Source organism: Ligilactobacillus ruminis ATCC 27782 (assembly GCF_000224985.1).
Taxonomy (GTDB): domain Bacteria; phylum Bacillota; class Bacilli; order Lactobacillales; family Lactobacillaceae; genus Ligilactobacillus; species Ligilactobacillus ruminis.
Genome location: NC_015975.1, coordinates 461,031 through 481,283 on the forward strand (window position 1 = coordinate 461,031; position 20,253 = coordinate 481,283).

Annotated in this window: 20 protein-coding genes, 1 tRNA gene and 2 pseudogenes; 16 read left to right on the plus strand and 7 right to left on the minus strand. The window is 42.1% G+C overall.

Translation table 11 applies throughout. The features are described from left to right. Positions 1 to 314: 314 nt before the first annotated feature. A complete protein-coding gene (locus LRC_RS02280; RefSeq protein WP_014072980.1) occupies positions 315 to 770 on the minus strand; it encodes a sigma-70 RNA polymerase sigma factor region 4 domain-containing protein in 456 nt (151 codons plus the stop codon). 611 nt (positions 771 to 1,381) lie between these two features. On the opposite strand from LRC_RS02280, the gene LRC_RS10430 reads away from it, so the two are divergent. The 4 genes from LRC_RS10430 to LRC_RS11505 all read left to right on the plus strand — a co-directional run bounded on the left by LRC_RS10430 (position 1,382) and on the right by LRC_RS11505 (position 3,091). Continuing rightward, positions 1,382 to 1,537 (plus strand): transposon-encoded TnpW family protein, encoded by a 156-nt coding sequence (locus LRC_RS10430; RefSeq protein WP_235315475.1) that lies wholly within the window; start codon positions 1,382 to 1,384, stop codon positions 1,535 to 1,537. A gap of 152 nt (positions 1,538 to 1,689) precedes the next feature. Further along, positions 1,690 to 2,205, plus strand: coding sequence for a helix-turn-helix domain-containing protein (locus LRC_RS02285; protein ID WP_041819833.1), 516 nt, complete (start codon positions 1,690 to 1,692; stop codon positions 2,203 to 2,205). 81 nt (positions 2,206 to 2,286) lie between these two features. Continuing rightward, the gene (locus tag LRC_RS12240) at positions 2,287 to 2,520 is read left to right on the plus strand and encodes a DUF3784 domain-containing protein (RefSeq protein ID WP_196776576.1); all 234 of its coding nucleotides are present in this window, start codon (positions 2,287 to 2,289) and stop codon (positions 2,518 to 2,520) included. A gap of 397 nt (positions 2,521 to 2,917) precedes the next feature. Beyond that, a complete protein-coding gene (locus LRC_RS11505; RefSeq protein WP_014072983.1) occupies positions 2,918 to 3,091 on the plus strand; it encodes a hypothetical protein in 174 nt (57 codons plus the stop codon). A 188-nt stretch (positions 3,092 to 3,279) separates the two neighbouring features. Here LRC_RS11505 and LRC_RS02290 read toward each other — a convergent pair. The 3 genes from LRC_RS02290 to LRC_RS02300 all read right to left on the minus strand — a co-directional run bounded on the left by LRC_RS02290 (position 3,280) and on the right by LRC_RS02300 (position 6,751). Continuing rightward, a tRNA-Thr gene (locus LRC_RS02290) sits at positions 3,280 to 3,352 on the minus strand. Positions 3,353 to 3,406: 54 nt separating this feature from the next. Further along, a complete protein-coding gene (gene helD, locus LRC_RS02295) occupies positions 3,407 to 5,686 on the minus strand; it encodes an RNA polymerase recycling motor HelD (protein ID WP_014072984.1) in 2,280 nt (759 codons plus the stop codon). Positions 5,687 to 5,710: 24 nt separating this feature from the next. After that, entirely contained in the window at positions 5,711 to 6,751 is a 1,041-nt protein-coding gene (locus LRC_RS02300) for a cation diffusion facilitator family transporter (protein WP_041820260.1), read from the minus strand. Between the two features lie 118 nt (positions 6,752 to 6,869). On the opposite strand from LRC_RS02300, the gene LRC_RS02305 reads away from it, so the two are divergent. The 5 genes and pseudogenes from LRC_RS02305 to LRC_RS12245 all read left to right on the plus strand — a co-directional run bounded on the left by LRC_RS02305 (position 6,870) and on the right by LRC_RS12245 (position 12,475). Continuing rightward, positions 6,870 to 7,964 carry a hypothetical protein gene (locus tag LRC_RS02305; RefSeq protein ID WP_225354951.1) on the plus strand — a complete coding sequence of 365 codons (1,095 nt, stop codon included), beginning with the start codon at positions 6,870 to 6,872 and terminating at the stop codon, positions 7,962 to 7,964. A gap of 257 nt (positions 7,965 to 8,221) precedes the next feature. Next, positions 8,222 to 9,244, plus strand: coding sequence for a tryptophan--tRNA ligase (gene trpS, locus LRC_RS02310; protein WP_014072987.1), 1,023 nt, complete (start codon positions 8,222 to 8,224; stop codon positions 9,242 to 9,244). A 15-nt stretch (positions 9,245 to 9,259) separates the two neighbouring features. Then, positions 9,260 to 10,186, plus strand: a complete 927-nt coding sequence (locus LRC_RS02315) for a Ppx/GppA phosphatase family protein (protein ID WP_014072988.1) — start codon at positions 9,260 to 9,262, stop codon at positions 10,184 to 10,186. Between the two features lie 133 nt (positions 10,187 to 10,319). Then, positions 10,320 to 11,035: pseudogene (locus LRC_RS12165) on the plus strand (helix-turn-helix domain-containing protein). Between the two features lie 230 nt (positions 11,036 to 11,265). Further along, positions 11,266 to 12,475 (plus strand): annotated as a pseudogene (locus LRC_RS12245) (IS4 family transposase). A 145-nt stretch (positions 12,476 to 12,620) separates the two neighbouring features. Here LRC_RS12245 and LRC_RS02340 read toward each other — a convergent pair. Both LRC_RS02340 and LRC_RS02345 read right to left on the minus strand, forming a co-directional pair. Further along, positions 12,621 to 13,424 carry a TraX family protein gene (locus tag LRC_RS02340; protein WP_014072991.1) on the minus strand — a complete coding sequence of 268 codons (804 nt, stop codon included), beginning with the start codon at positions 13,422 to 13,424 and terminating at the stop codon, positions 12,621 to 12,623. Between the two features lie 205 nt (positions 13,425 to 13,629). Next, positions 13,630 to 13,908 carry a hypothetical protein gene (locus tag LRC_RS02345; protein ID WP_196776577.1) on the minus strand — a complete coding sequence of 93 codons (279 nt, stop codon included), beginning with the start codon at positions 13,906 to 13,908 and terminating at the stop codon, positions 13,630 to 13,632. A gap of 30 nt (positions 13,909 to 13,938) precedes the next feature. On the opposite strand from LRC_RS02345, the gene LRC_RS11510 reads away from it, so the two are divergent. From LRC_RS11510 to LRC_RS02370, 5 genes are all read left to right on the plus strand, one after another. Further along, positions 13,939 to 14,193, plus strand: coding sequence for a hypothetical protein (locus tag LRC_RS11510; protein WP_041819839.1), 255 nt, complete (start codon positions 13,939 to 13,941; stop codon positions 14,191 to 14,193). 39 nt (positions 14,194 to 14,232) lie between these two features. After that, a complete protein-coding gene (locus tag LRC_RS02355; RefSeq protein WP_041819841.1) occupies positions 14,233 to 15,021 on the plus strand; it encodes an IS3 family transposase in 789 nt (262 codons plus the stop codon). Between the two features lie 236 nt (positions 15,022 to 15,257). After that, complete coding sequence (locus LRC_RS02360) at positions 15,258 to 15,593, plus strand: hypothetical protein (protein ID WP_041819843.1); 336 nt, start codon at positions 15,258 to 15,260, stop codon at positions 15,591 to 15,593. Positions 15,594 to 15,717: 124 nt separating this feature from the next. Next, positions 15,718 to 16,251, plus strand: a complete 534-nt coding sequence (locus LRC_RS02365; RefSeq protein WP_014072807.1) for a helix-turn-helix domain-containing protein — start codon at positions 15,718 to 15,720, stop codon at positions 16,249 to 16,251. Continuing rightward, the gene (locus LRC_RS02370; RefSeq protein ID WP_014072993.1) at positions 16,248 to 17,150 is read left to right on the plus strand and encodes an IS3 family transposase; all 903 of its coding nucleotides are present in this window, start codon (positions 16,248 to 16,250) and stop codon (positions 17,148 to 17,150) included. The genes LRC_RS02365 and LRC_RS02370 overlap by 4 nt, the downstream gene beginning before the upstream one ends. A gap of 279 nt (positions 17,151 to 17,429) precedes the next feature. Here LRC_RS02370 and LRC_RS02375 read toward each other — a convergent pair whose 3' ends face one another. Continuing rightward, on the minus strand, positions 17,430 to 18,209 hold the full coding sequence (locus tag LRC_RS02375) for a substrate-binding periplasmic protein (protein WP_014072994.1): 780 nt from the start codon (positions 18,207 to 18,209) through the stop codon (positions 17,430 to 17,432). 70 nt (positions 18,210 to 18,279) lie between these two features. Here LRC_RS02375 and LRC_RS02380 point away from each other — a divergent pair, with 70 nt between their 5' ends. Beyond that, positions 18,280 to 19,551: a hydroxymethylglutaryl-CoA reductase, degradative gene (locus LRC_RS02380; protein ID WP_014072995.1), complete on the plus strand. Its 1,272-nt coding sequence runs from the start codon at positions 18,280 to 18,282 to the stop codon at positions 19,549 to 19,551. Next, the gene (locus LRC_RS02385) at positions 19,544 to 20,251 is read left to right on the plus strand and encodes an NAD-dependent protein deacylase (protein WP_014072996.1); all 708 of its coding nucleotides are present in this window, start codon (positions 19,544 to 19,546) and stop codon (positions 20,249 to 20,251) included. Before LRC_RS02380 ends, LRC_RS02385 begins: the two co-directional genes overlap by 8 nt. Positions 20,252 to 20,253 lie beyond the last annotated feature (2 nt).

Genomic DNA, 20,253 nt, shown 5'->3' on the forward strand with positions numbered 1-20,253 from the left:
TTTGGCAATCAGGACTTAAGAGGTTTGGTCCTGATTGCTTTTTTGTTACGAAAATTTTGGGATGTGATGCAAAGTGAAATCAAAAATTAAAAGGCTCAATCAACTCTGAATTTTTCAGCAAACAAAAAGAGCCTTAAATTTCTTCAAGACTCCTTTAGCATTATTCGATGCAGGAAGCTAAAAGCTACCAGTCCACAAGCGAGGACAGTTTCTTACGGCAGCGGTTCAAGGCATTATACGTCTTTTGATCGGAAATCCCTAAATTTCTTGCTGTTTCTTTAACTGAGATCGTATTCAGCCAATCAACCAAAACGCTACTTTCCAAAGACGTTAATTTGCCTGGGCGTTTTGGCCATTATCTGCTCAAGCGCAATTTTGGCTTCAAGTTCGCTGAAAGTATTTTCAGAGATAAATGAATCGTCATCGCCGCAGATTGAATCGAGCGGAACTGCCAGCACGTTTCCCATGCGTTTATTAGCCGTTTCTTCACGCTTCAACGTCGTCAGCCGATTATACAAGCTAGCCTTGAAATAGCAGCCGTAAGTTGCTTTCGTCGTTGTCTGATTGTAGCTGAGAGCCGTAGAGCAACAGATAATATAAGCCTCTTGAAGCAAATCGTCCCGATCCAAAGTTCTGAAATGAAACGAATTGATCGCCCTAATAACCAACGGCTTGTATTTTGCAAACAGCTCTGCCAATGAGTCCTCGCAATGGTACTCCTTAAATCGTCGAAGCAATTCTTTCGTTGCTTCATCTTCGTTTTGAGTCATGATAATGCCCCCTTATAAATATTCCTGTCGTGACTTGAATGTCACGAATATAATATAATTCATTTTAAGTATTTTGTCAGTGTTTTTTCATCTTAAAATCCTATTTTTAATAATTGTGTAATATTAAAGAAATAAAGTAACAACTAAGTCTGTTTTTTTGTAAAAAATTAATTTGACAATTTTATCATGAAACGGTGGTGAATAGTCTTATCGGTTTCTGGTGTAGTAAGTTTGAAGAGAGTTCTTAATCACTCGATCTTAGAGAATTGGAGCTCCAAATTGATTAAAAAGTCTATTGAAGCTTATTTTGTAAAGGGCGGTTGTAAAATGAAGGATATTAGGCATTAACCAGAGAGATATCTGCAGATAAAACAGAAGTGATAGACAATGATATTTATCAGGTACGCTTCTTGTTGTCTGCATCATATTAAAACGCTTTTTACGTTAAAAAAGTGCTGTGATCACAAGGCTTTTTGCAAGCAAAAATGAAAAGGCTATGTATAGGTAGCCTACGAAACTGGAAGTGACCATTTTGGAACTGATTTAAAAAATGGTGTCCTGACAGAGACCAATGGAATGACTCTTTGCCGGGGATTCAAAAGGAAAAAATGATGAATATAAAAACAGAGGGTAACACATTTACAAAGAAAATCGGGCAGACAGTCTATGTTGTCCGTTATCATTTCAATGAAGATGCAAAGGAAACAATGCAGGAGAAGATCAACCGGATGCTGGTTACAGAAGCAAGCCGACAGGCAGTGTATTAAAATTATGTGGAGGTAATTGAAGAAAAAATATGATATCATGAGAGCAACAAATCGGGATTTTTAGCAATATTTACAGATGTTAATTTGCGTTGCTTGTGGCAACGGCTGTTTTGACATTTAATAGTTGTATCAAAACAAAGGAGGCACAGGTTATGTTAAACGAAAATATTAGAAATCTACGAAAGGCAAAAGGAATTTCGCAAGAAGAATTGGCTATTAAGTTAAATGTAGTAAGGCAAACAGTATCTAAATGGGAAAAAGGGTTATCCGTTCCTGACTCAAGTATGCTTGTTTCGTTGGCAGAAGAACTTGATACATCTGTAAGTATCTTGCTAGGAGAAACCATACAAGAAGAATGTTTGAACAAGGGAGATTTAAAGAATATTTCTGAAAAACTTGAAGTCATCAATCTACAATTTGCTAAACAAAGCGAAAGAAAAATTAAAACTATTCGTTACTCACTTATTTTAGTGTGTGTAATTATTGCAGTAGTATTTATTGCTCTCGCAACTATGAATAGTGAATATTTGACTTGGGACTTTAATAACCCAGAGTTAGCGATTGCAGGTACTTTATTGCATGGTTTTGAATTTTTATTTGTAAGATTTGCACCATTCGTTTTTGTTAGTTCTGTAATTGGGATTGTACTCACATATAGAAAACGATAACATCCAGTTTTTGAAACTGAGAGATTGGTATTTTAAGAGGAGGTATGTATTATGAATATAGGATTTTAGTCATGTATAATTTTGGTTATACCATTTGTAATTATAGGTGTGTTATTTGCGATTTTTAAGGAAAAAGCAGCTGAATTTGTTTCAGGATTTAATTCATTTTCTAAAGAAGAACAGGCAATGTATGATAAAGCTCAGATATTTCATGATATAAGAAATCAGTGTTTCACATGTACTGTTATAATGTTGGCAGGAGTGATATTATCCTGCTTTTTAACCCCATATATGGCTATAACCACCTCACGTTAGGATATGGGAAGACTGTTGCTGACGGCAGCAAATAAAATTAGGAAAGGAAAAGCTATATTATTCCATATTTTATATAGCAGATAACTTATTAGTGAGCAAAATAAAAAGAAGCCTTCTCTCAAAAGCTTCTCAATTGAATTTAGCTTAACGATTTTCCCAAAGTTTCAAGTTAAATTCAGCAGATAGCTGAAAATTTTACGAAAGAAGGTGGTAACACCATTACTTTCGTATACAGTTTACCATAAGTTGCAAAAGACATGAAGAAATTTTTATTAGGAACATGCAGAATCAAAAAGGTAAGCAACGATAAGCGTTTCAGCCTGAAAATCACGATTCAACCAGGCGCCGTGATGGTGTTAGTAATCGCTATCGTATGGCTAGTAAGGAGGTTTGCATAATGCCAGTATCAGATGCACAAAAGAAAGCCAACGAGAAATGGAAAGCTGCTAACAGAGAAAAGCAAAAAATTTACAACTATAAATCTAAGGCGAAGAAATTCATCAATGAGTTTGTCAGTCAGGATGACCTGTTGGAACTGCGTAAAATGATTGATGAAAAACTCAAAGAATGACAAAAATGCCCTCAGCTTTCAAGGCCGAGGGTATTTGTGAAACATATTCAGAATGCGGCTCTCCATCTCACTTCAAAGTGTCACCAAAAGTGTCACCAAAGCCAGCAGAACATAGTAACGCTTAGTAATTGAAATGCCGTTAAACCAACGTTCTGTACCTAGTAGAAACGCGTAATTTCCATAACTTAAGCCACTTACCGGGCTTGAACCGGTGACCCCCACCTTACCATGGTGATGCTCTACCTGCTGAGCTAAAGTGGCATTCAGACTTACCTATTTAGTATATCTGATTAGAATGAAGAATGCAACAATAAATTATGATTCTGCATTTTTTTCAAAGCTGAACGAAACAGTATAAAGCTCAGGCGGAATTTGTCTGAGCATTTCAGGCATCTGTTCCGGGCAGATCAAAGTCAATGAATGCATGGCGCGCGAACAGATAGTATAGAAGATGCCAAGCGTGTCTTCAGGAAATTTTTCTTCTGTAACGTCGCAAACGATGACTGAATCAAATTCGAGGCCCTTGGCAAGATAGATTGGAAGAATCGTTATGCCTGAGGGGACGGAAACGTCCTGATCGTCTAAAAGCGTGACGTCAAAATCTTCTTTAAGCTTGAAGAAAAGTTCTTCTGCATCCCGTTCGTTTTTTGTGATCAGGGCAACCGTCCCGTTTTGATCAAATGCGTTTTTAAGCGTTGTTTTCAAATCTTTGAGTGCATTTTCTCGGCTGGTCATGAATAGTGTCGGTTTAGCGCCTGAACGGGCAAACGAGCGAATTTTGCCTTTGTTTGGAAGAAGCGATTTCATGAAGTCGGTAATTTGCTTGGTCGAACGATAGCTGGTGTTCAGTTCGATGATGCGACAGTTTTTGATTTGAAGGCTCTCGTTTAGCCTTTGAAGCAGTGATTTCGGCTCTTCAAGCGGATTGAAGAGAGCTTGTTCGCTGTCACCCAGAAGCGTGAGTTTGGCATTCGGAAAGGCGTGTTTCAGGTAAATCATGGTTGCCATTGAGTAATCCTGCATCTCATCAATAAAGAGGTGTTCGATCGAACGATTTTTTCCTCCTCCGGTCAACAGATCGCGCAAGTAAAGCACCGGTGCGCAGTCGCTTAAAGAGATTCTGTGAAATTCAACGTTCTCGGAAAATTCATGCGATGAATCGGGAAGCGTGCGGGTTAAAAAGTCTTGATACTGTGCATAAACGTCAAAAAAGAAGCCGTTGTAAAGTCCGTCATAGATTTGGGCAAACTTTCTTTCGGCAATTTTTTCACCGATGTAAAATACTTCCTGATCGAGACTTTGAAAATGATTTCTGCGTTTCTTTCCGATCAGATCGTTATACTCCTCATCTGAGAGAAGATCGATTGCTGCGCGCATTTTCCTTGACCGCGCGGTGGTTTTGATGAGTCTGTTCAGGCGCTTGATCAAAGCATTTTTGATTTCAAGGAACTTGTCTTTTTGTTTCATGGCAGTTGGAAGCTTGGCAAAAATTTCTTTGATCTCCTTTGCGGAGAAGATGACCTGTCCGTCAGGAAGAGTCATATCGGCAAATTTTAAATCTTTTGCGTCTAGTTTTTTTGCGTAAGCGAAGATTTTTTGCATGAATTCGGCAGATTCCTTGATTTGTCGCACGGCAAGCTGTTTTTGCGTCAGTAACGGACTTTTTTCATAGCGGGCAAAAATCGTTTCGACGTTCAGGCCCTGGAATCTGCGACTGAAAAATTCAGCAAGCGTGACCTGCCGCATGTTGCGTTCGCCAAGACTTGGCAAAACTTCTGAAATATAATGTGAAAACAACAGGTTCGGCGAAAATAAAACAATTTGGTCTGCAGAAAGTTTGCGGTTGCTGTGGTAAAGCAAAAAGGCGATGCGCTGCAAAATAGCGGAAGTTTTGCCGCTTCCGGCAACGCCTTGGACCAACAGCAGGTCATGTTTCGTATCCCGGATGATGTCGTTTTGTTCTTTTTGGATGGTGGCAACGATGTTTTTCATGTATTCATCGCTGTGTTCGCCTAAAACGGCCTGCAGCATTTCGTCGCCGATGGTTTCGTTGGTATCAAACATGTGTCTGATTTTGCCGTCGACGATCGTGAACTGTCTTTTTTTGACGAGTTCGGTTGTCTGTATCCCCATTGGCGTTTCATACTGAACGTTTCCGAGCGTGCCGTTGTAAAAAATCGAAGAAATCGGAGCACGCCAGTCATAGACGAGAAAATTGCGATTGTTTTCCGCAAAAGAAGCCGTTCCGATGTAAAGCGATTCGGGTTCTTCTTCGCCTTGGTCAAGGATGTCGATGCGACCGAAGTAAGGGGAATCTTTCAAAAGAGTGAGCTTTGAAAGTTCCTGTTTTAAAATGCGCTCATTTTCGACGTTTTTTGCAACAAGCTGCTTTTGCTGCTGAACCTCTGCGTTTGTTTCCATGCGATCATCGACTTCAAACGTATTGATTTTGGCATTTTGCACGTAGTTTTTTTCAACGGAAGACGTTTCTTTGCGTGCTTTTTCAAGCTCGTTTTCCGTAGTTTCGATTTTTTCCTTGATGCGGCCGATAACGTAATCGACGCGCTGCTGCTCTTTTTTCTTTTCGGAATCCAAGAGAAGATACCCCTTTCTTTATGATCAAAAACGGTTTCTGTTTCGTCTGATGCGATTTTTGTATTCATTTTCGTCTGAAGCGGAATCTGGGATGAAAGAAACGTCCGTGTCGATTATGCCGAAATTTTTCAGCATCAGCGATTCGATTTTTTCGCCAAGACGATAACTTTCCAAGACGCTCATTGTACCATCAACGATGACTACCACGTCAAGCGTGACGAGATTTCCGTTGTAATGAGCCTTGAGCTCGTCGACTTCCTTGATGTCGTCAATTTTTTCGATATATTCTCTGAACTGCTTTTCAGCTTTCGGATCGAAATAATCCGCAAGGTTCAAGCTGCTGTCCGTGAAAATGCAGAGTCCCGAATAGAAAATGTAAATTCCGACAACGATGCTGGCGGCTCCGTCAAGCCAGGCAACGTCAAAGAGCAAAGCGCCGCCGATTGAAAAAAGCGTTCCGATGCTGGTAAAGGCATCGCTCAGACTGTCTTTGGCAGAGGCTGTCAGAGCTGCATTTTTCAGGCGCAGACCGGCACGTTTATTGTAAATCCAGATTAAAGCCATGATGATGCTTGCAATTGCGGCACCAAGCAAGGCAATCGGCTGAGGAACGATGCGTTCTGACGGGTTGAGCAGCGCCCTGATGCCATCGATGATGACGCTTGATGCGATGACGATCATGATGATGCCGGTAACGAGCGTGAAAATCGTTTCGTAACGCCAACGCGTAAATTGAATACGCTGATCGTTGCCTGTTTTTCGCAGCGAAATTTTGGGAAGCGGGATTCCGGCGATATCGTCGTCATCAATATCTGAGGCAATGTGAATGCCGATGATCAAAAGCACGGTTGAGATGATTCCCGAAAGATTGTTGAAGGCATCGGCTTTTAATGTCTGTGAGCCGCTGATTGAAGATAGAATGCCTTCAATGACGGAAATCAGCAGGTAGGCACCGATATTTATGAAAAGGTGTCTTTTGGCTGAAATCAGTTTGCCTAGTTCTTTTTGCTGGATTTTTTCCCAGTCTTCAAATTCTTTTTTTAAATGTTTGTCGATTTGGCTGATTGGAGTCACCTTCTTTCATTGTTTTAATTATAATTGAGCGTTCTGAAAGTGCAAACAATATGAACTGTGTGTTAAAATTATAATATATGTTACTTGAGGAGTGAAGGGGCGTGATCGAGTGAGAAAAAAATATCTGTTGGCACCGTTTTGCTTTGGAGCGATGGTTTCGTTTGCTTTTGCGAAGCCTGCGACTGTTCATGCGGACAACGAGTTTGATTTGAACGTCGAATCGAACGATTCGCTTTTTTCATTGAAAAACAGTTTCAACTTCAGCTACAACAATCAAAAGGCCGTGTCAGCAAACAAGGAGGAAGCGCTGCTTAAGAAAAATCAGGCGGAAGAAGCAGTGCTTGAAAAGAAGAATGCCGATGCCGAGGCTTTAAAAAAAGCCGACAACATTAAAAAAATCAATAATTTTCAAAAAGATGCGCAAAAAAAACTTGATGATTTGAAACAACGACAAGCTGCCGATTTGGAAAAGGCAACGAGCGAACATGATGAAAAAGTTGCGGAATTGAAAAAAGAAATTGAAGAACTTGACAAGGAGGCAAGCGATTATCAGGACAGGCTGGCCGAATTGAACGAAAAAATCGAACAAGCCGACAAAGAGCTTCAGGATTTTAAACAAAAGCAGGAAGATGATTATGCAAAGCTTGCACAGGAATTGGCTGATCAGCAAAAGCAACTGGAACAGCGACTTGCTGAAGAACTTCAGAATCTGATCAATCAAAATAAGCAAAAATTGGCCGAATTGATTGCCAAAAACAAGGCAGCTTTGGATAAATTAAAAGCTGATGACCAAAAGCTTCTGCAAGATCTCGCTGCAAAGTATCGGGACATGTACCGGCAGGCACAGCTTAATTTGAAACGCTATTTGATCAATCATCCCACAAATGCTCCAAAGCAGCTGCTTTATCAGCATGAAAACAAGACCTTGACGACAAAAATCGGCAACAGCATTGTAACTTGGCCAAAGCCTGGCGAAAATAAGAACCCTGTATTTTCCAGAAAATCCGCAGGCAAAAATTCAGGCGAATCTGACAAGCAGCATGAGATTGCGCCTAAGCAGGCAGTGACCGTCAAGAAAAAATCCGAAAACAAGCAAGGCGATTTTCCGCTTGGCGAAGCATTTGGAATGATTTTGGCCGCAGTTTGCGCCGTTATCGGAACGACGTTTGTTTGGCGCTTCAAATCAGGCGGGGATGTTGAATAATGTCTTTACAATTTTGATTTTTTTGATTAAAATTTAGTTGATGTTTCAATGAGAAGAAATAGTAGGGGAGTCAAAGACAGAGATGCGCTTTTGGCTGAGATGCGCAGCGATGACCTGAAGTGGGGCTTTGAGAGACGATAGTTGAATAACAAAAAGAGCGGCATTATTGCAAAATAGGTGGCACCACGGTAACTCGTCCTATTCCTTTTGGATTAGGGCGTTTTTTCATATGTCGAAGAAGGAAAGGATGTTTCGTAATGGAAAACAATATTATTTTGACGGGCGACCGTCCAACGGGAAAACTTCACATCGGTCATTACGTCGGCTCGCTTAAGAAACGCGTTGAGATGCAAAATACGGGGAAATACACTCCGTACATCATGATTGCCGATCAGCAGGCCTTGACCGACAATGCTCGCGACCCGGAAAAAATCAAAAATTCGCTGATTCAGGTTGCGCTTGATTATCTTGCCGTCGGACTTGATCCGAAGAAATCAACGATTTTCGTCCAATCGCAGATTCCGGCGCTTGCAGAACTTAATTTGTATTATCTCAATTTGGTGACGGTGTCTCGTCTTGAGCGCAATCCGACTGTCAAGGCGGAAATTCAGCAAAAAAATTTTGAACGTTCGATTCCTGCTGGCTTCTTTACTTACCCTGTCAGTCAAACGGCAGACATTACTGCATTTAAAGCCAAATATGTTCCTGTTGGTGATGATCAGGAGCCGATGCTTGAACAGGCAAGAGAAATCGTGCGCAGCTTTAATTCGATCTATGGCGAAGTCTTGGTTGAACCTGAAGGAGTTTTCCCGAAGAAAGGCAGCGGACGGTTGCCTGGACTTGACGGCAATGCCAAGATGAGCAAATCACTTGGTAACTGCATCTATCTGTCTGACGATGCAGATACGCTGAAAAAGAAAGTCATGTCGATGTACACGGATCCGAATCACATTCATGTTGAAGATCCTGGTCAAGTTGAAGGAAACATGGTCTTTGCTTATCTTGACATTTTCGACTCCGATAAGGAACATGTTGCCGATTTGAAGGAACGCTATCAGGATGGCGGTTTAGGCGACGTCAAAATCAAACGTTACTTAAATGAGGTTTTGGAAGCAGAACTCGGACCGATTCGCAAGCGCAGAGCAGAGTTTGAAAAAGATATTCCTGCCGTTTACCAAATGCTGAAAGACGGCAGCGACAAGGCAAATGAAGTTGCCAATCAGACGCTTGAAGAAGTTCGTGCCGCAATCGGCGTCAATTATTTTGACATTCTGAAGTAAAGGCAGGGACAGGTAATGAAAAATTTGGTCATGCTGGATCTCGGCTCGAATTCGACGCGAATGTCGATCAACCAGGTGGATGACAAGGGCAATTTTACGGAAGTCAAGCGGATGAAGCAGATGACGCGGATGGCAGAAGGCATGGGTGCAAGCGGCACGAAGAAGCTTGAAGACAAGGCGATTGAGCGAACACTGAAAGCCTTGCGAGATTTTCAAAAAGAATATCAAAACATGCCCAATCTGACGGTTCGCGGGATTGCCACGGCCGCAGTTCGTTCGGCTGAAAACAGCCTTGAATTTCTGGAACGCGTCAAGGAATTGACCGGGGTTGACATTGAGGTGCTTTCCGGAAGTGCCGAAGCCTATTATGACTACGTTGGAGTGATTAATTCGCTGAACGTCAGGGATTGCGTTATTTGCGACATGGGTGGCGGAAGCTTTGAGCTGGCCGTTGTTGTTGACAAAGAGGCCGTCAGTTATGTATCGATACCATATGGTGCAGTCAGTCTTGCTGAAAAATTCAATGCTCATGATAAAATTTCGGCGCAGGATCTTTTCAAATTCTATCGATTCATTTTGTACAAGTTCAGACAGCTTCCGTGGCTTTTGCAAGGAACAAAGCTTCCGTTGGTTTTGCTTGGCGGGGCCAACAGAACCGTTGCCAGAAAAGAATTGATGCGCTTGGGAAGAAAGGATCTTGAAAATATCCATGGAGTTTCGATGTCAGCATATTCTTTTATCGAAACTTATACGGAATGGCTCGGAATGGATCGCAAAGAGCGTGCGGATATTTTAGGCCCGGAAGCTGAACGCGCCGATATTATCATTGCGGGGCTTTCGCCAATCATTTTTTTGATCGAGTACCTGCAGACGCCGGAAATAATTTTTTCCGAGTCGGGCGTAAGAGAAGGCGTCTTGTATTCGATGCTTAAGAGAGAATAAACTAAGAGAGACGGGGAAAATTCCGGTTCACTTCTTGAATTGAATTAAATGCCGAATAAGGTGGTGGTTATAATGCCCTTTAAGTATACAGGCAAAAAAGAAAATTCACTGTATGCTTGGAGGGCATTTTCATATGGAAAGGAAATCGAAATATTCTGCTGCTTTTAAGCTGATGATCATTCATGAAGCAGAAACATTGGGAATCACCAGAACATCAAGGCTGTATTCCATATCAGACCATACCATCAGAACCTGGAAGCTCATCTATAAGTATCAGGGTATTCAGGGCCTGGAACCCACACATTCAAATAATACATATTCCAGTGAATACAAGGCATCACTGGTTGAAGAATATCAGAAGTCAGATGAGAAGCTTGAAGAGTTCGCCATCAGACACGGGCTGAGAGGACGTACCCAGCTGAGTCAATGGATTATGGGGTATCAATGAATCTATCTTAGAGGATCACAGATCCGGAAAGCGAGATTCAGGAATGAAGAGCAGAAAGACAACTTTTGACGAACGGCTGGAAATCATTGAACAGCTGATAAGACACGATGTTGACTACAACTGGGCGGCTGAACATTACAATGTCAGCTATAATCAGGTCTACGGATGGTATCGGAAGTACACCGGAAGCGGCAACAATCCGGAATCGCTGCGTGACCACAGGGGAAAGGCAAAACCGGAATCAGAACTCACTGAAATGGACCGGTTGAAGAGGGAAAACAAACTTCTCGAGGCCAGACTTCATCAGCAGGAAATGGAGATAGCCTTCGCAAAAAAAATTAGTCGAAATAAGCAACAGGGAGGCGAAAAAGGAATTAGGCAGAAGACTATCAGGGAACTGAACGAGGAATACGGCTGGTCAATCAGTGAACTGTGCAGAACAGTCGGTATAACCAGAGATGCATACTATAAGTGGCTCAAGCGTGGAACAAGTAATAACTAAAACTTCCCACACCGAAAAGGTGTGTTGAACCTTGAAAACTCAATAATAAAGGCAATAGAAAAGGCATAGATGCCAGATCCTTTGGTATAATTGAATTGACGAGAAACAACCAAACAAAGGAGCAAATCTATGCCAAATTCAATTCTACCACAGGACAACGATGGACAGGAACTTTTCAATGCGATTTCTTCATTTTTTTCGATGTTTGGAATCGGAAAGCTTCTTCGTATGTGTAATTCACAGAAGGAAAAAGGTGTTCCAGTTATTCAGATCTTCAAGTACAAACTGTGCAATATTTTTGCCGATCGAAGTATGTACATGCAGCAGAGAACCGGTTCCTTCCGTGAGTCTTTTTCCAAGAACACCTTCTACAGGTTCCTGAGCAACAGCAAAATCAACTGGCTTCGGTTTACGTCTCTTCTTTCACAGAAAGTTGCAGGAACGATTGAAACTCTTACGGATGAAAAACGCGTAAATGCATTCGTAGTAGACGATACCTTATTTGAAAGATCCAGTTGCAAGAAAACAGAACTCTTGCCGTACGTCGCAGAAAACTGGCGCAAAGCAAGGGTACTGTTGTTATGCTCGAACTGCTGAAGGAAGCTTTAAAGGCTGGACATCACGCGGATTATGTTCTCTTCGATACCTGGTTTGCAAATCCATCTCAGCTCGTAGCTGTGAAGAATCTGGGTCTGGATGCAATAGCTATGATCAAAAAGTCATCCCGTATTCGTTATGAATACGAAGGCAAGATGATGGATATCAAAAAGATCTTTGGAATCTGTAGGAAACGTCGTGGCCGTAGCAAATATCTTCTTTCTGTTAATGTTATGGTTGGCAAAGAGCAAAAGATCCCTGCCAAGATTGTGTGTGTTCGTAACAAAAACAAGAAGAAAGATTGGATAGCTTTCACTTGCACGAATCAGGAACTCTCCGAAGAAGAAATCATTCGGATCTATGGAAAGCGTTGGTAGATCGAGGTATTTTTCAAAACCTGTAAGTCTTATCTGAACCTGAACACGGAATGCCATAGTCTTTCTTACGACGCGTTAACAGCACACATCGCTATCGTCTTCACAAGATACTTCATGATTGCATTGGAACAACGAAAAGATGAAGATTATCGAACACTCGGAGAGATATTTTTCTTTATGTCAGACGAGCTCGCTGACATTACTTTCTCGGAGTCTTTACAAATTATCTTGAAAACAATGATCGAAAGTTTGTACGCAGTGTTTCAAGTCACAGGGGATCAAATCCAGATGTTCGCCTGTTTGTAGATTGCTTGCCGATCTTTCTTCAGCATGTCTTAACAAAGCCGACACTTGCTATCGGTTAACTATTTCATTGCCTGTATTATTGAGTTTTCAAAGAACAAATCCCATTTTGCGTATGGAAAGTTTTAGTCATATTCAAAAAGTCAGCAATCTTCCAGGCAAAACTCACGTAATAAGAGCCTGCCTTTTCGTGACTTCATCCATCTGTTACAACATTCTCATAATAAGAAGCATACATCCATACAACAACAGCAGATGGAGAGGGTAAAATACATAGAAGAAGTACTTCTGTCTCAATCCACGCTTCCCATTATAAAACGATATAGGAATCAGTGAGACAATCTCTGCGGCTACTGTCAGATCCAGAATATTATCCCAATTAAAAACAAAACCGCCAAGGACTATATGGCATGCCGATATTAAAAACACAAGAATAGCCGCCACAAACCTTGTCTTCTTATATGAACGAAAGAAATAGAACACTGCAATCAGCAGGATTCCATACATACCACCATCAAGATAGAACTGTTCAGAAAGCACTGAAAAAAGAAACACTACCAGCAAGTCTCCTATAATCTCAGGAACCTTTGGAAGTTTGGGAATCTTCTGCAACTGTCTTAATAGAAACAGCATCACCAGTGCCAGAAGGAATTCGAACATAACATTCTGCTGCTCAATAGAAAAGATGCTTCCGGAACAGACATAATCATACACACCTTCCGACAGGAGCGCAAACCCAAGCATCGTAAGCATGTATTTAAACAGGTTATGTGTATGAACAAACCCTTCCACAATCAGAAAACAGAAAATAGGAAAAGCAATTCTTCCGAGCGTAGATGTAACATCTGCAACGGTTTCTAATGTAGACCATTGTGAATTGGAAATCTGACCATAGGTTGCACGCATCATAATACCATTGGTCAGAACAATCCGGCTTATATGATCCAGAACCATCGAAATCAAAGCAATAATCTTTAAAGTACTTCCTGTCAAACCTGTTCGTTTTTCCATAGCGAGTCTCCGTTCATGTAGTCCAACATTTTAACTTGTCCCATGAGGTAAGAGAACAGAATCGGCATCAACGAAACCGGCATATTTCATATGCAAATTCCTGCACATCCTCACGGGATAAGTACACAACGAATTCTAGTCTACTCTTACTGACAGTAAGAGTCAAGCTCCTTATACAGGCATGGAATCATTGCCGTATCTTATGTCAGCGCATCATCTCCTTGGCAAACTCTGTAGCAGCTTTCAAATCGTTTGCGTTTGGTCTACCCTTGTGAAGGCCCTTGAATTCATCCGTGCAGTGGAATTCCTTCGCATCCATAGGAATACCGACTTTGTCAGCTTCTGCCTTCACCTTCTTATATGTGGAATTCAGCATGGCAGCAGATCCAAAGTTCACGATCTTACCTACCAGATTCTTATCGAGGGTACCGATAAAAGCACGAACCTCTGGATCTATAGAAAAGGCGTAGTAGGAATTTCCCAACACATCGCTATCGTCTTCACAAGATACTTCATGATTGCATTGGAACAACGAAAAGATGAAGATTATCGAACACTCGGAGAGATATTTTTCTTTATGTCAGACGAGCTCGCTGACATTACTTTCTCGGAGTCTTTACAAATTATCTTGGAAACAATGATCGAAAGTTTGTACGCAGTGTTTCAAGTCACAGGGGATCAAATCCAGATGTTCATAAGCCTGTTTGTAGATTGCTTGCCGATCTTTCTTCAGCATGTCTTAACAAAGACGACACTTGCTATCGGTTAACTATTTCATTGCCTGTATTATTGAGTTTTCAAAGAACAAATCCCATTTTGGGTATGGGAAGTTTCAAGTAATAAGCAACAGGAACAGTCAGACCTTCTTTCAGCAATTATGGATCTGGAGAAGGAACACAAGGGTACTCTGGGCTATCTGGGAATGACCACGCAGCTGGCCTCGGAAAACAGGCTGTACTTCAAGGCCGGTCTCAAGCGCGTCACCAACTGTATGAGAAGCAACGGAATCACATCCAACGTGAGAAGAAAGAAACGCAACCGTATCAAGAGACACGAAAAATACATCAATGACAACCTGTTGAAGGGACAGTTCGACAGGAAAGGAAAAAATGAAGTCTGGGTTACTGACACTACTGAAATCAAGTACGGCAACTCCGGTCACAAGGCAAGAGTGCATGTTGTTCTGGACTTATACGGCCGTTATGCATTAAGTTACAACATTTCGGAAACAGAGACATCGTCGGCTGTAATCGACACCTTCAAGCGGGCGTTTGAAGACGAGCCGGACGCTCATCCGATGGTTCACACGGACCGCGAAGCAGCATACTGTTCAATGGATTTCAATAATTATCTGACAGAGAATAAATGTGTTCACAGCATGTCTCATCCAGGGCATCCATGGGAGAATTCACCTATGGAACGCTGGTGGAACGATTTCAAGCACATCTGGATGGATCATCATCCGCGGCCTGCCAACCTTGAAGAGCTTGAAACATTAGTTCAGGGAGCAATAGACTATTTCAACAGGAAACGTGCCTATGCGTCAAAAAACGGCCTGACCACAGAACAGTTCTGCAATCAAGCCGTATCTTGTTAGTTAAAATTTTATATTTGAACTGTATACTTGACAGGACATAGTACAGGTCAATTTGCGCCGACTTTGTTCGGTATTTTTTAATTTTGATACATGAGGCTCTTTTTGCCAAATGCAGAGCCCGCTAATTTTGTTGCTATTTTTGATGAAAACGTTTTATCCAGGAGTTGACTATTTCTGTTGAAAGCGTTAACATTGAACTTGTCATTAAGCTTTAAAGGTTTGGAGGAATGAATAATATGAATGAAAAATTTGCTGTAAACGTTGTTGTTCCCGCTTCGCTTGAAATGGGCTACGTCAATCAAGGTTCAACCGTGTTTGATCAAGAAAAGATCGATAAATTGGCAGACAGTCTGGGTGCAAACTTTGAAGTTTCCCCAATCGAATATGATGGTCATGCTTTGAGGGGAACGTACCGCAAGGATGGCGTGACTGTTGTTCCAAAGCAATATGAAAATGCGATTGCCGGCCGCCTTGAAGGAGCAAAAATCGTGTCCGACATTGATTTGGACCATGCCGGCGCAATTGATGAAATCGTTGCAAAAGTTGAAAAACACTTTAATTTGGCAAAGTAAAACAAGGTGTGGAGCCGAACTCTCAGCCTCGTACGCAACAGAATAATATTTAAAATCCGTGCCAATGATTGAAGTGCCCTATAATTGTTAGACAAAGTAGTCTAATGATTGTGGGGTATTTTTTATGGCAAAGTACAGTCCGGAACTGAAAGCGGAAATTATTAGTAAATATAATCAGGGAATGGCAACGAGTATCCAATTAGCTCGAGAATACAACCTCAATTCAAGGGTTGTTCGAAGCTGGATTCAAACATATCGACTTCAAGGTAAAATTCGTCATAGTAGAAATAAGAGAATATTTGACACTGATTTTAAACTGGCTGTGATAGACTATTATCAAACACATGAGGTAACCATAGCTGAAGTTGCTGCCAGGTTTGATCTGCTTCCAGGTCAAGTATCCCATTGGAGGACACTATTTAAAACGGGTGGTATAGAAGCTTTGCGTCCTCATCAAAAGGGAAGGAAGCCAAAACAAATGAAATCACCAAAACACCCGGAAAAGAAACCAACATCATCAGAATTGAGCGAAAATGAGCGGCTGAAGGCTGAAATTATCAAGCTAAAGAAAGAATTGTATGATGCACGTCTGGACGCAGCCATATTAAAAAAAGCGGCGGCCCTGTTCTGGAACTCAAAGCACGACGGAAAACGATGATTCTTGACCAGATCAGGGCCGAACAGTTACAAATGCCTAAAGCTGAACGTTTCAGGCTTAATGACTTACTGTCTAAATTAGAGTTGAAACGGGCAACTTACTACGATGAACGTAAGCGCATCAGTAATAAGTTTGACAAGTATCATGAAGTTAAAAGGCAGATGATGATTATTGCGCAGAAGTATTCCATGAGAAATCGTTTCACTGCCGGTTATCGACGAATTCAAGTTGAATTGGAACGTCTGGGAATTCATCTGGCCGGTGATACCGTTCGGAGGCTAATGCGTGACCTGGACATTCAGGTAACCATCTACAACCGTCATCAAAATCGAAAGTATTCGTCCTATCGAGGTACCGTAGGTCATCTTGCTCCTAACCGGTTACATCAGAACTTTTGCGCGACAAAACCCTATCAGGTGTGCCATACAGATGTCAGTCAGGTCCGTCTTGCTAATCAAACCTGGGCTTACCTTTCGGTGATGACTGATGAGGCCAGTAAGGAAGTTCTGGCATGTCAGATCAGCCTTCACCCGAATTCAGATTTAATTACAAGGACTGTGGATGAATTAATCAGGAATCTTCCTGATCATGCCTGTCCCTTGATTCATTCGGATCAGGGGTGGCAGTATCAGTTGCCTTACTATACTCAAAGATTGGCTAACCATCACTTTGTTCAAAGTATGTCTCGTAAGGGACATTGTCTGGATAACGCACCAGTGGAAAGCTTTTTCCACATACTGAAAACTGAGTTGCTGGATGGGCTACCATTATTTGAAGACATTACTGCATTTCAAATGATGGTTCAAGACTACATCCATTTCTTTAATTACGAACGGGTTTCTTTAAAAACAAAAGGCATGACTCCGGTAGAATACCGAAATCATGCCATGACAGCTTAATTGTTTAATTTTGTCTAACTTTTTTATTGCACTTCATGATGGCGCGGTTTTTTTCTTGTTCTGGTTGGCACGCCAAGATTTCACTCAAATTTACGGACAAAGTGCCCATTTTGGCCGATTTGTCCGTAATCCGCAGAGACACCGCAAGAAATTCGAAACGTTTTAATGCAGTGCTTGTTGTCAGCGCTGAATTTTCCTTAACGAAAAGTTGAATAACCTGATTCAGCGCAATAATAAAAAAACCGCAACCTTAGCTGCGGTCTTATAAAAAGCAAAAATTTATTGCAATGAGATGTCTTTGCTCAGGTATTTTTGCGACAGTTCCTGGAGCGTGCCGTCATCATGCATGGAAACGATGGCGCTGTTGATTTTTGTCAAAAGTTTTTCATTTTTGTACGTAACTGCGACAAACTGCGACGAGGTAATGGCCGGATCGCTGATTTTGACGAAAAGCTCTGCCGTTTGTTCATCATTTGTCGCATCAGCGGCTTTGACGTGTTCAGGGTGATCTTTAAGATAATTCGAATAGTCGTAGTCGCTCAAAATCGCAGCATAAATTTTTCCGTCTGCAAGTGCCTTGTCCATGGTTTTGATGTTTTTGAAAGAACGCGGCTTAAGAAGCACGTTTTTTAAAAGATAGGTCTGATTGCCGTCCTTAAGCATTCCGACCGGCTTATTTGCAAGCTTTTTGATCGTTTTCCTTTTGCCGTCGGATCGTCTGAACAAGACGTTTGGTTCGTAAAGATACGGTTCTGAAACGTCAAAAACGTCCTGGTTGACGTTAAATGCATCGATTGAACCGAATGCGATTTGAATTCGGCGTTTCTTCAATGCCGATTCGAGTTGTTTTCTGGTATCATATGCCCTGAATATGACGGAGTCGTCCGTCATTTTTTTGGCAAGTTCCGGCTCCAGTCCACGAGCTTTTCGATGGTAAAAAGTGCTGTAAGGGGCGTTGTCTTTCAAGATGCCGACCGTCATGCTTGCATTGGCGTTGCTTGGAAAAAGCATGATAAAAAATGCAGCAAAGAGTGCCGCCAGGATTTTTTTGGGCTTCATTTAAATTCCTCCGAAACTATGAACTGACTCGACAATATTATATAATAATCGAAGGACAGGGGGCAATCAAATGCAAGGATTCGAAAAATACTATCGCAAAACGTGGCATGAACGACTCGAAATTTTAAATAAGCATACGATTTCCGATGAACAGGTCAAAATTTTAAAAGACGGTGCCAAAAACCCGGAACTTGGCGAAACGATGATTGAAAACTTCATTTCAGAGTATCATCTTCCTGAAGGGGTGGCACTTAATCTGGTCGTCAACGGAATCGAATATCTGGTTCCGATGGCAACCGAGGAGCCTTCCGTGATTGCTGCTGCAAGTCACGGCGGTTCGATCGTCAAAAAATCAGGCGGGTTTAAGGCTGAGACCAAAAGCCGGCTGATGATTGGCCAGGTTGTTTTGGAAAACGTCAGCGATGTCTCTGAAATGCAAAAAGAATTGGAACTGCTTGAAAAAGACATTTTGAAAGTTGCAAACGATGCGCATCCTTCGATTGTTCGGCGCGGCGGCGGAGCACGATCCGTCAAACTCAAAATTCTTGCGGATGATTTGCTAGCACTGTATTTGGCGGTAGACGTCAAGGAAGCAATGGGCGCCAACATGCTGAACACGATGCTTGAAGCAACGGCGGAATTTTTGAAGGCAAAGCTCAAAGCAGACGTCTTGTTTGCAATTTTGTCAAATTATGCAACGGATTCGCTTGTTTCTGCCAAATGCAGCATTGGTGTCGAGACGTTGGCCAAAAACGGCGTTGACGGATGCGAGATTGCCAGAAAAATTGCCCAGGCCAGCAGGGTGGCGCAACTTGATCCTTATCGTGCCGCAACTCATAACAAAGGCATCATGAACGGCATCGATGCTTGTGTTTTGGCCAGCGGAAACGATTGGCGTGCGGTTGAAGCAGGAGCGCACGCTTATGCTGCCAGAAGCGGAAGATATCGCGGACTTTCAACGTGGAATTATGACGAAAAAAAGCAAGTCCTTGAAGGAGAATTGACGCTGCCGCTTGCGCTCGGATCGGTTGGCGGTTCGATTTCGATTGTGCCGCTCGTTTCGGTCAATCGGCAGATTTTGCAAAATGCAGATGCCAAAACGCTCGGAGAAATCGTTTGTTCTTTGGGGCTTGCGCAGAATCTGGCGGCTCTTTATGCATTAGTGACCGACGGCATCCAAAAAGGTCATATGCGGCTGCAGCTTAAATCATTGGCTAAAAGCGTCGGCGCAACGGCTGATGAAACAAAGTTCCTGGTCAAAGAGATGGAAAAAAGAAAAGTGCGCGACTCGGTCCATGCCAAGGAGATTTTAGAAGAAATGAGGGAAAACCGCGATGAGTGAGCTGAATGAACTGTTGAACTCTTTTTCGCACATCGTCTTCTTGACCGGAGCCGGCGTTTCGACTGCTTCGGGAATTCCTGACTATCGTTCGAAAAACGGACTTTATTCTGACGGACAGACGCCGGAATATTTGCTCAGCGCAACCTGTTTGAGAAAAGAACCTGAGCGTCATTATCAATTTGTCAAGGAAAAGATGTTTTATCCGCAGGCAAAGCCGAACGTGATTCACGAAAAAATGGCGCTTTTTGCCAAGGAAAAGAACGCTTGCGTCATTACGCAAAACGTTGACGGACTGCATTCAAAAGCGGGGACGCCTCAAAAAGACCTGGTTGAGTTTCACGGAAGCCTGTATCGCGTGTTTTGCCAAAAATGCGGACGAAGCATTGAGTGGTCAAAGTACTTGGAAGACATGCATCATGAAGGTTGCGGCGGTATTTTGAGAACCGACATCGTGCTTTACGAAGAACCAATCAGAAGAGAGGTTTTGGAAAGAGCAATCGAAATCGTTTCGAATGCGGACCTTATCGTCGTTTGTGGCACGTCCCTTGCGGTGTATCCTTTTGCTGGCCTGATTGAATACGCTTCAAAGGATGCGAAAATCGTGGCAGTCAACAAAGAAAAGATTCCGCTGCCTGAAAACGCAGAGTTGATCATCGGGAATGCCAAAGAAGTTTTTGAAGAAGTCGATTTAAAGAAGTGAGG

Excerpts from the sequence above, each read along its gene's own strand:
- LRC_RS02280 (WP_014072980.1), bottom strand. The coding sequence starts at position 770 with ATGACTCAAAACGAAGATGAAGCAACGAAAGAATTGCTTCGACGATTT.
- LRC_RS10430 (WP_235315475.1), top strand. The coding sequence starts at position 1,382 with ATGAATATAAAAACAGAGGGTAACACATTTACAAAGAAAATCGGGCAG.
- LRC_RS02285 (WP_041819833.1), top strand. The coding sequence starts at position 1,690 with ATGTTAAACGAAAATATTAGAAATCTACGAAAGGCAAAAGGAATTTCG.
- LRC_RS11505 (WP_014072983.1), top strand. The coding sequence starts at position 2,918 with ATGCCAGTATCAGATGCACAAAAGAAAGCCAACGAGAAATGGAAAGCT.
- trpS (WP_014072987.1), top strand. The coding sequence starts at position 8,222 with ATGGAAAACAATATTATTTTGACGGGCGACCGTCCAACGGGAAAACTT.
- LRC_RS02315 (WP_014072988.1), top strand. The coding sequence starts at position 9,260 with ATGAAAAATTTGGTCATGCTGGATCTCGGCTCGAATTCGACGCGAATG.
- LRC_RS02340 (WP_014072991.1), bottom strand. The coding sequence starts at position 13,424 with ATGGAAAAACGAACAGGTTTGACAGGAAGTACTTTAAAGATTATTGCT.
- LRC_RS11510 (WP_041819839.1), top strand. The coding sequence starts at position 13,939 with ATGATTGCATTGGAACAACGAAAAGATGAAGATTATCGAACACTCGGA.
- LRC_RS02360 (WP_041819843.1), top strand. The coding sequence starts at position 15,258 with ATGAATGAAAAATTTGCTGTAAACGTTGTTGTTCCCGCTTCGCTTGAA.
- LRC_RS02365 (WP_014072807.1), top strand. The coding sequence starts at position 15,718 with ATGGCAAAGTACAGTCCGGAACTGAAAGCGGAAATTATTAGTAAATAT.
- LRC_RS02370 (WP_014072993.1), top strand. The coding sequence starts at position 16,248 with ATGATTCTTGACCAGATCAGGGCCGAACAGTTACAAATGCCTAAAGCT.
- LRC_RS02375 (WP_014072994.1), bottom strand. The coding sequence starts at position 18,209 with ATGAAGCCCAAAAAAATCCTGGCGGCACTCTTTGCTGCATTTTTTATC.
- LRC_RS02380 (WP_014072995.1), top strand. The coding sequence starts at position 18,280 with ATGCAAGGATTCGAAAAATACTATCGCAAAACGTGGCATGAACGACTC.
- LRC_RS02385 (WP_014072996.1), top strand. The coding sequence starts at position 19,544 with ATGAGTGAGCTGAATGAACTGTTGAACTCTTTTTCGCACATCGTCTTC.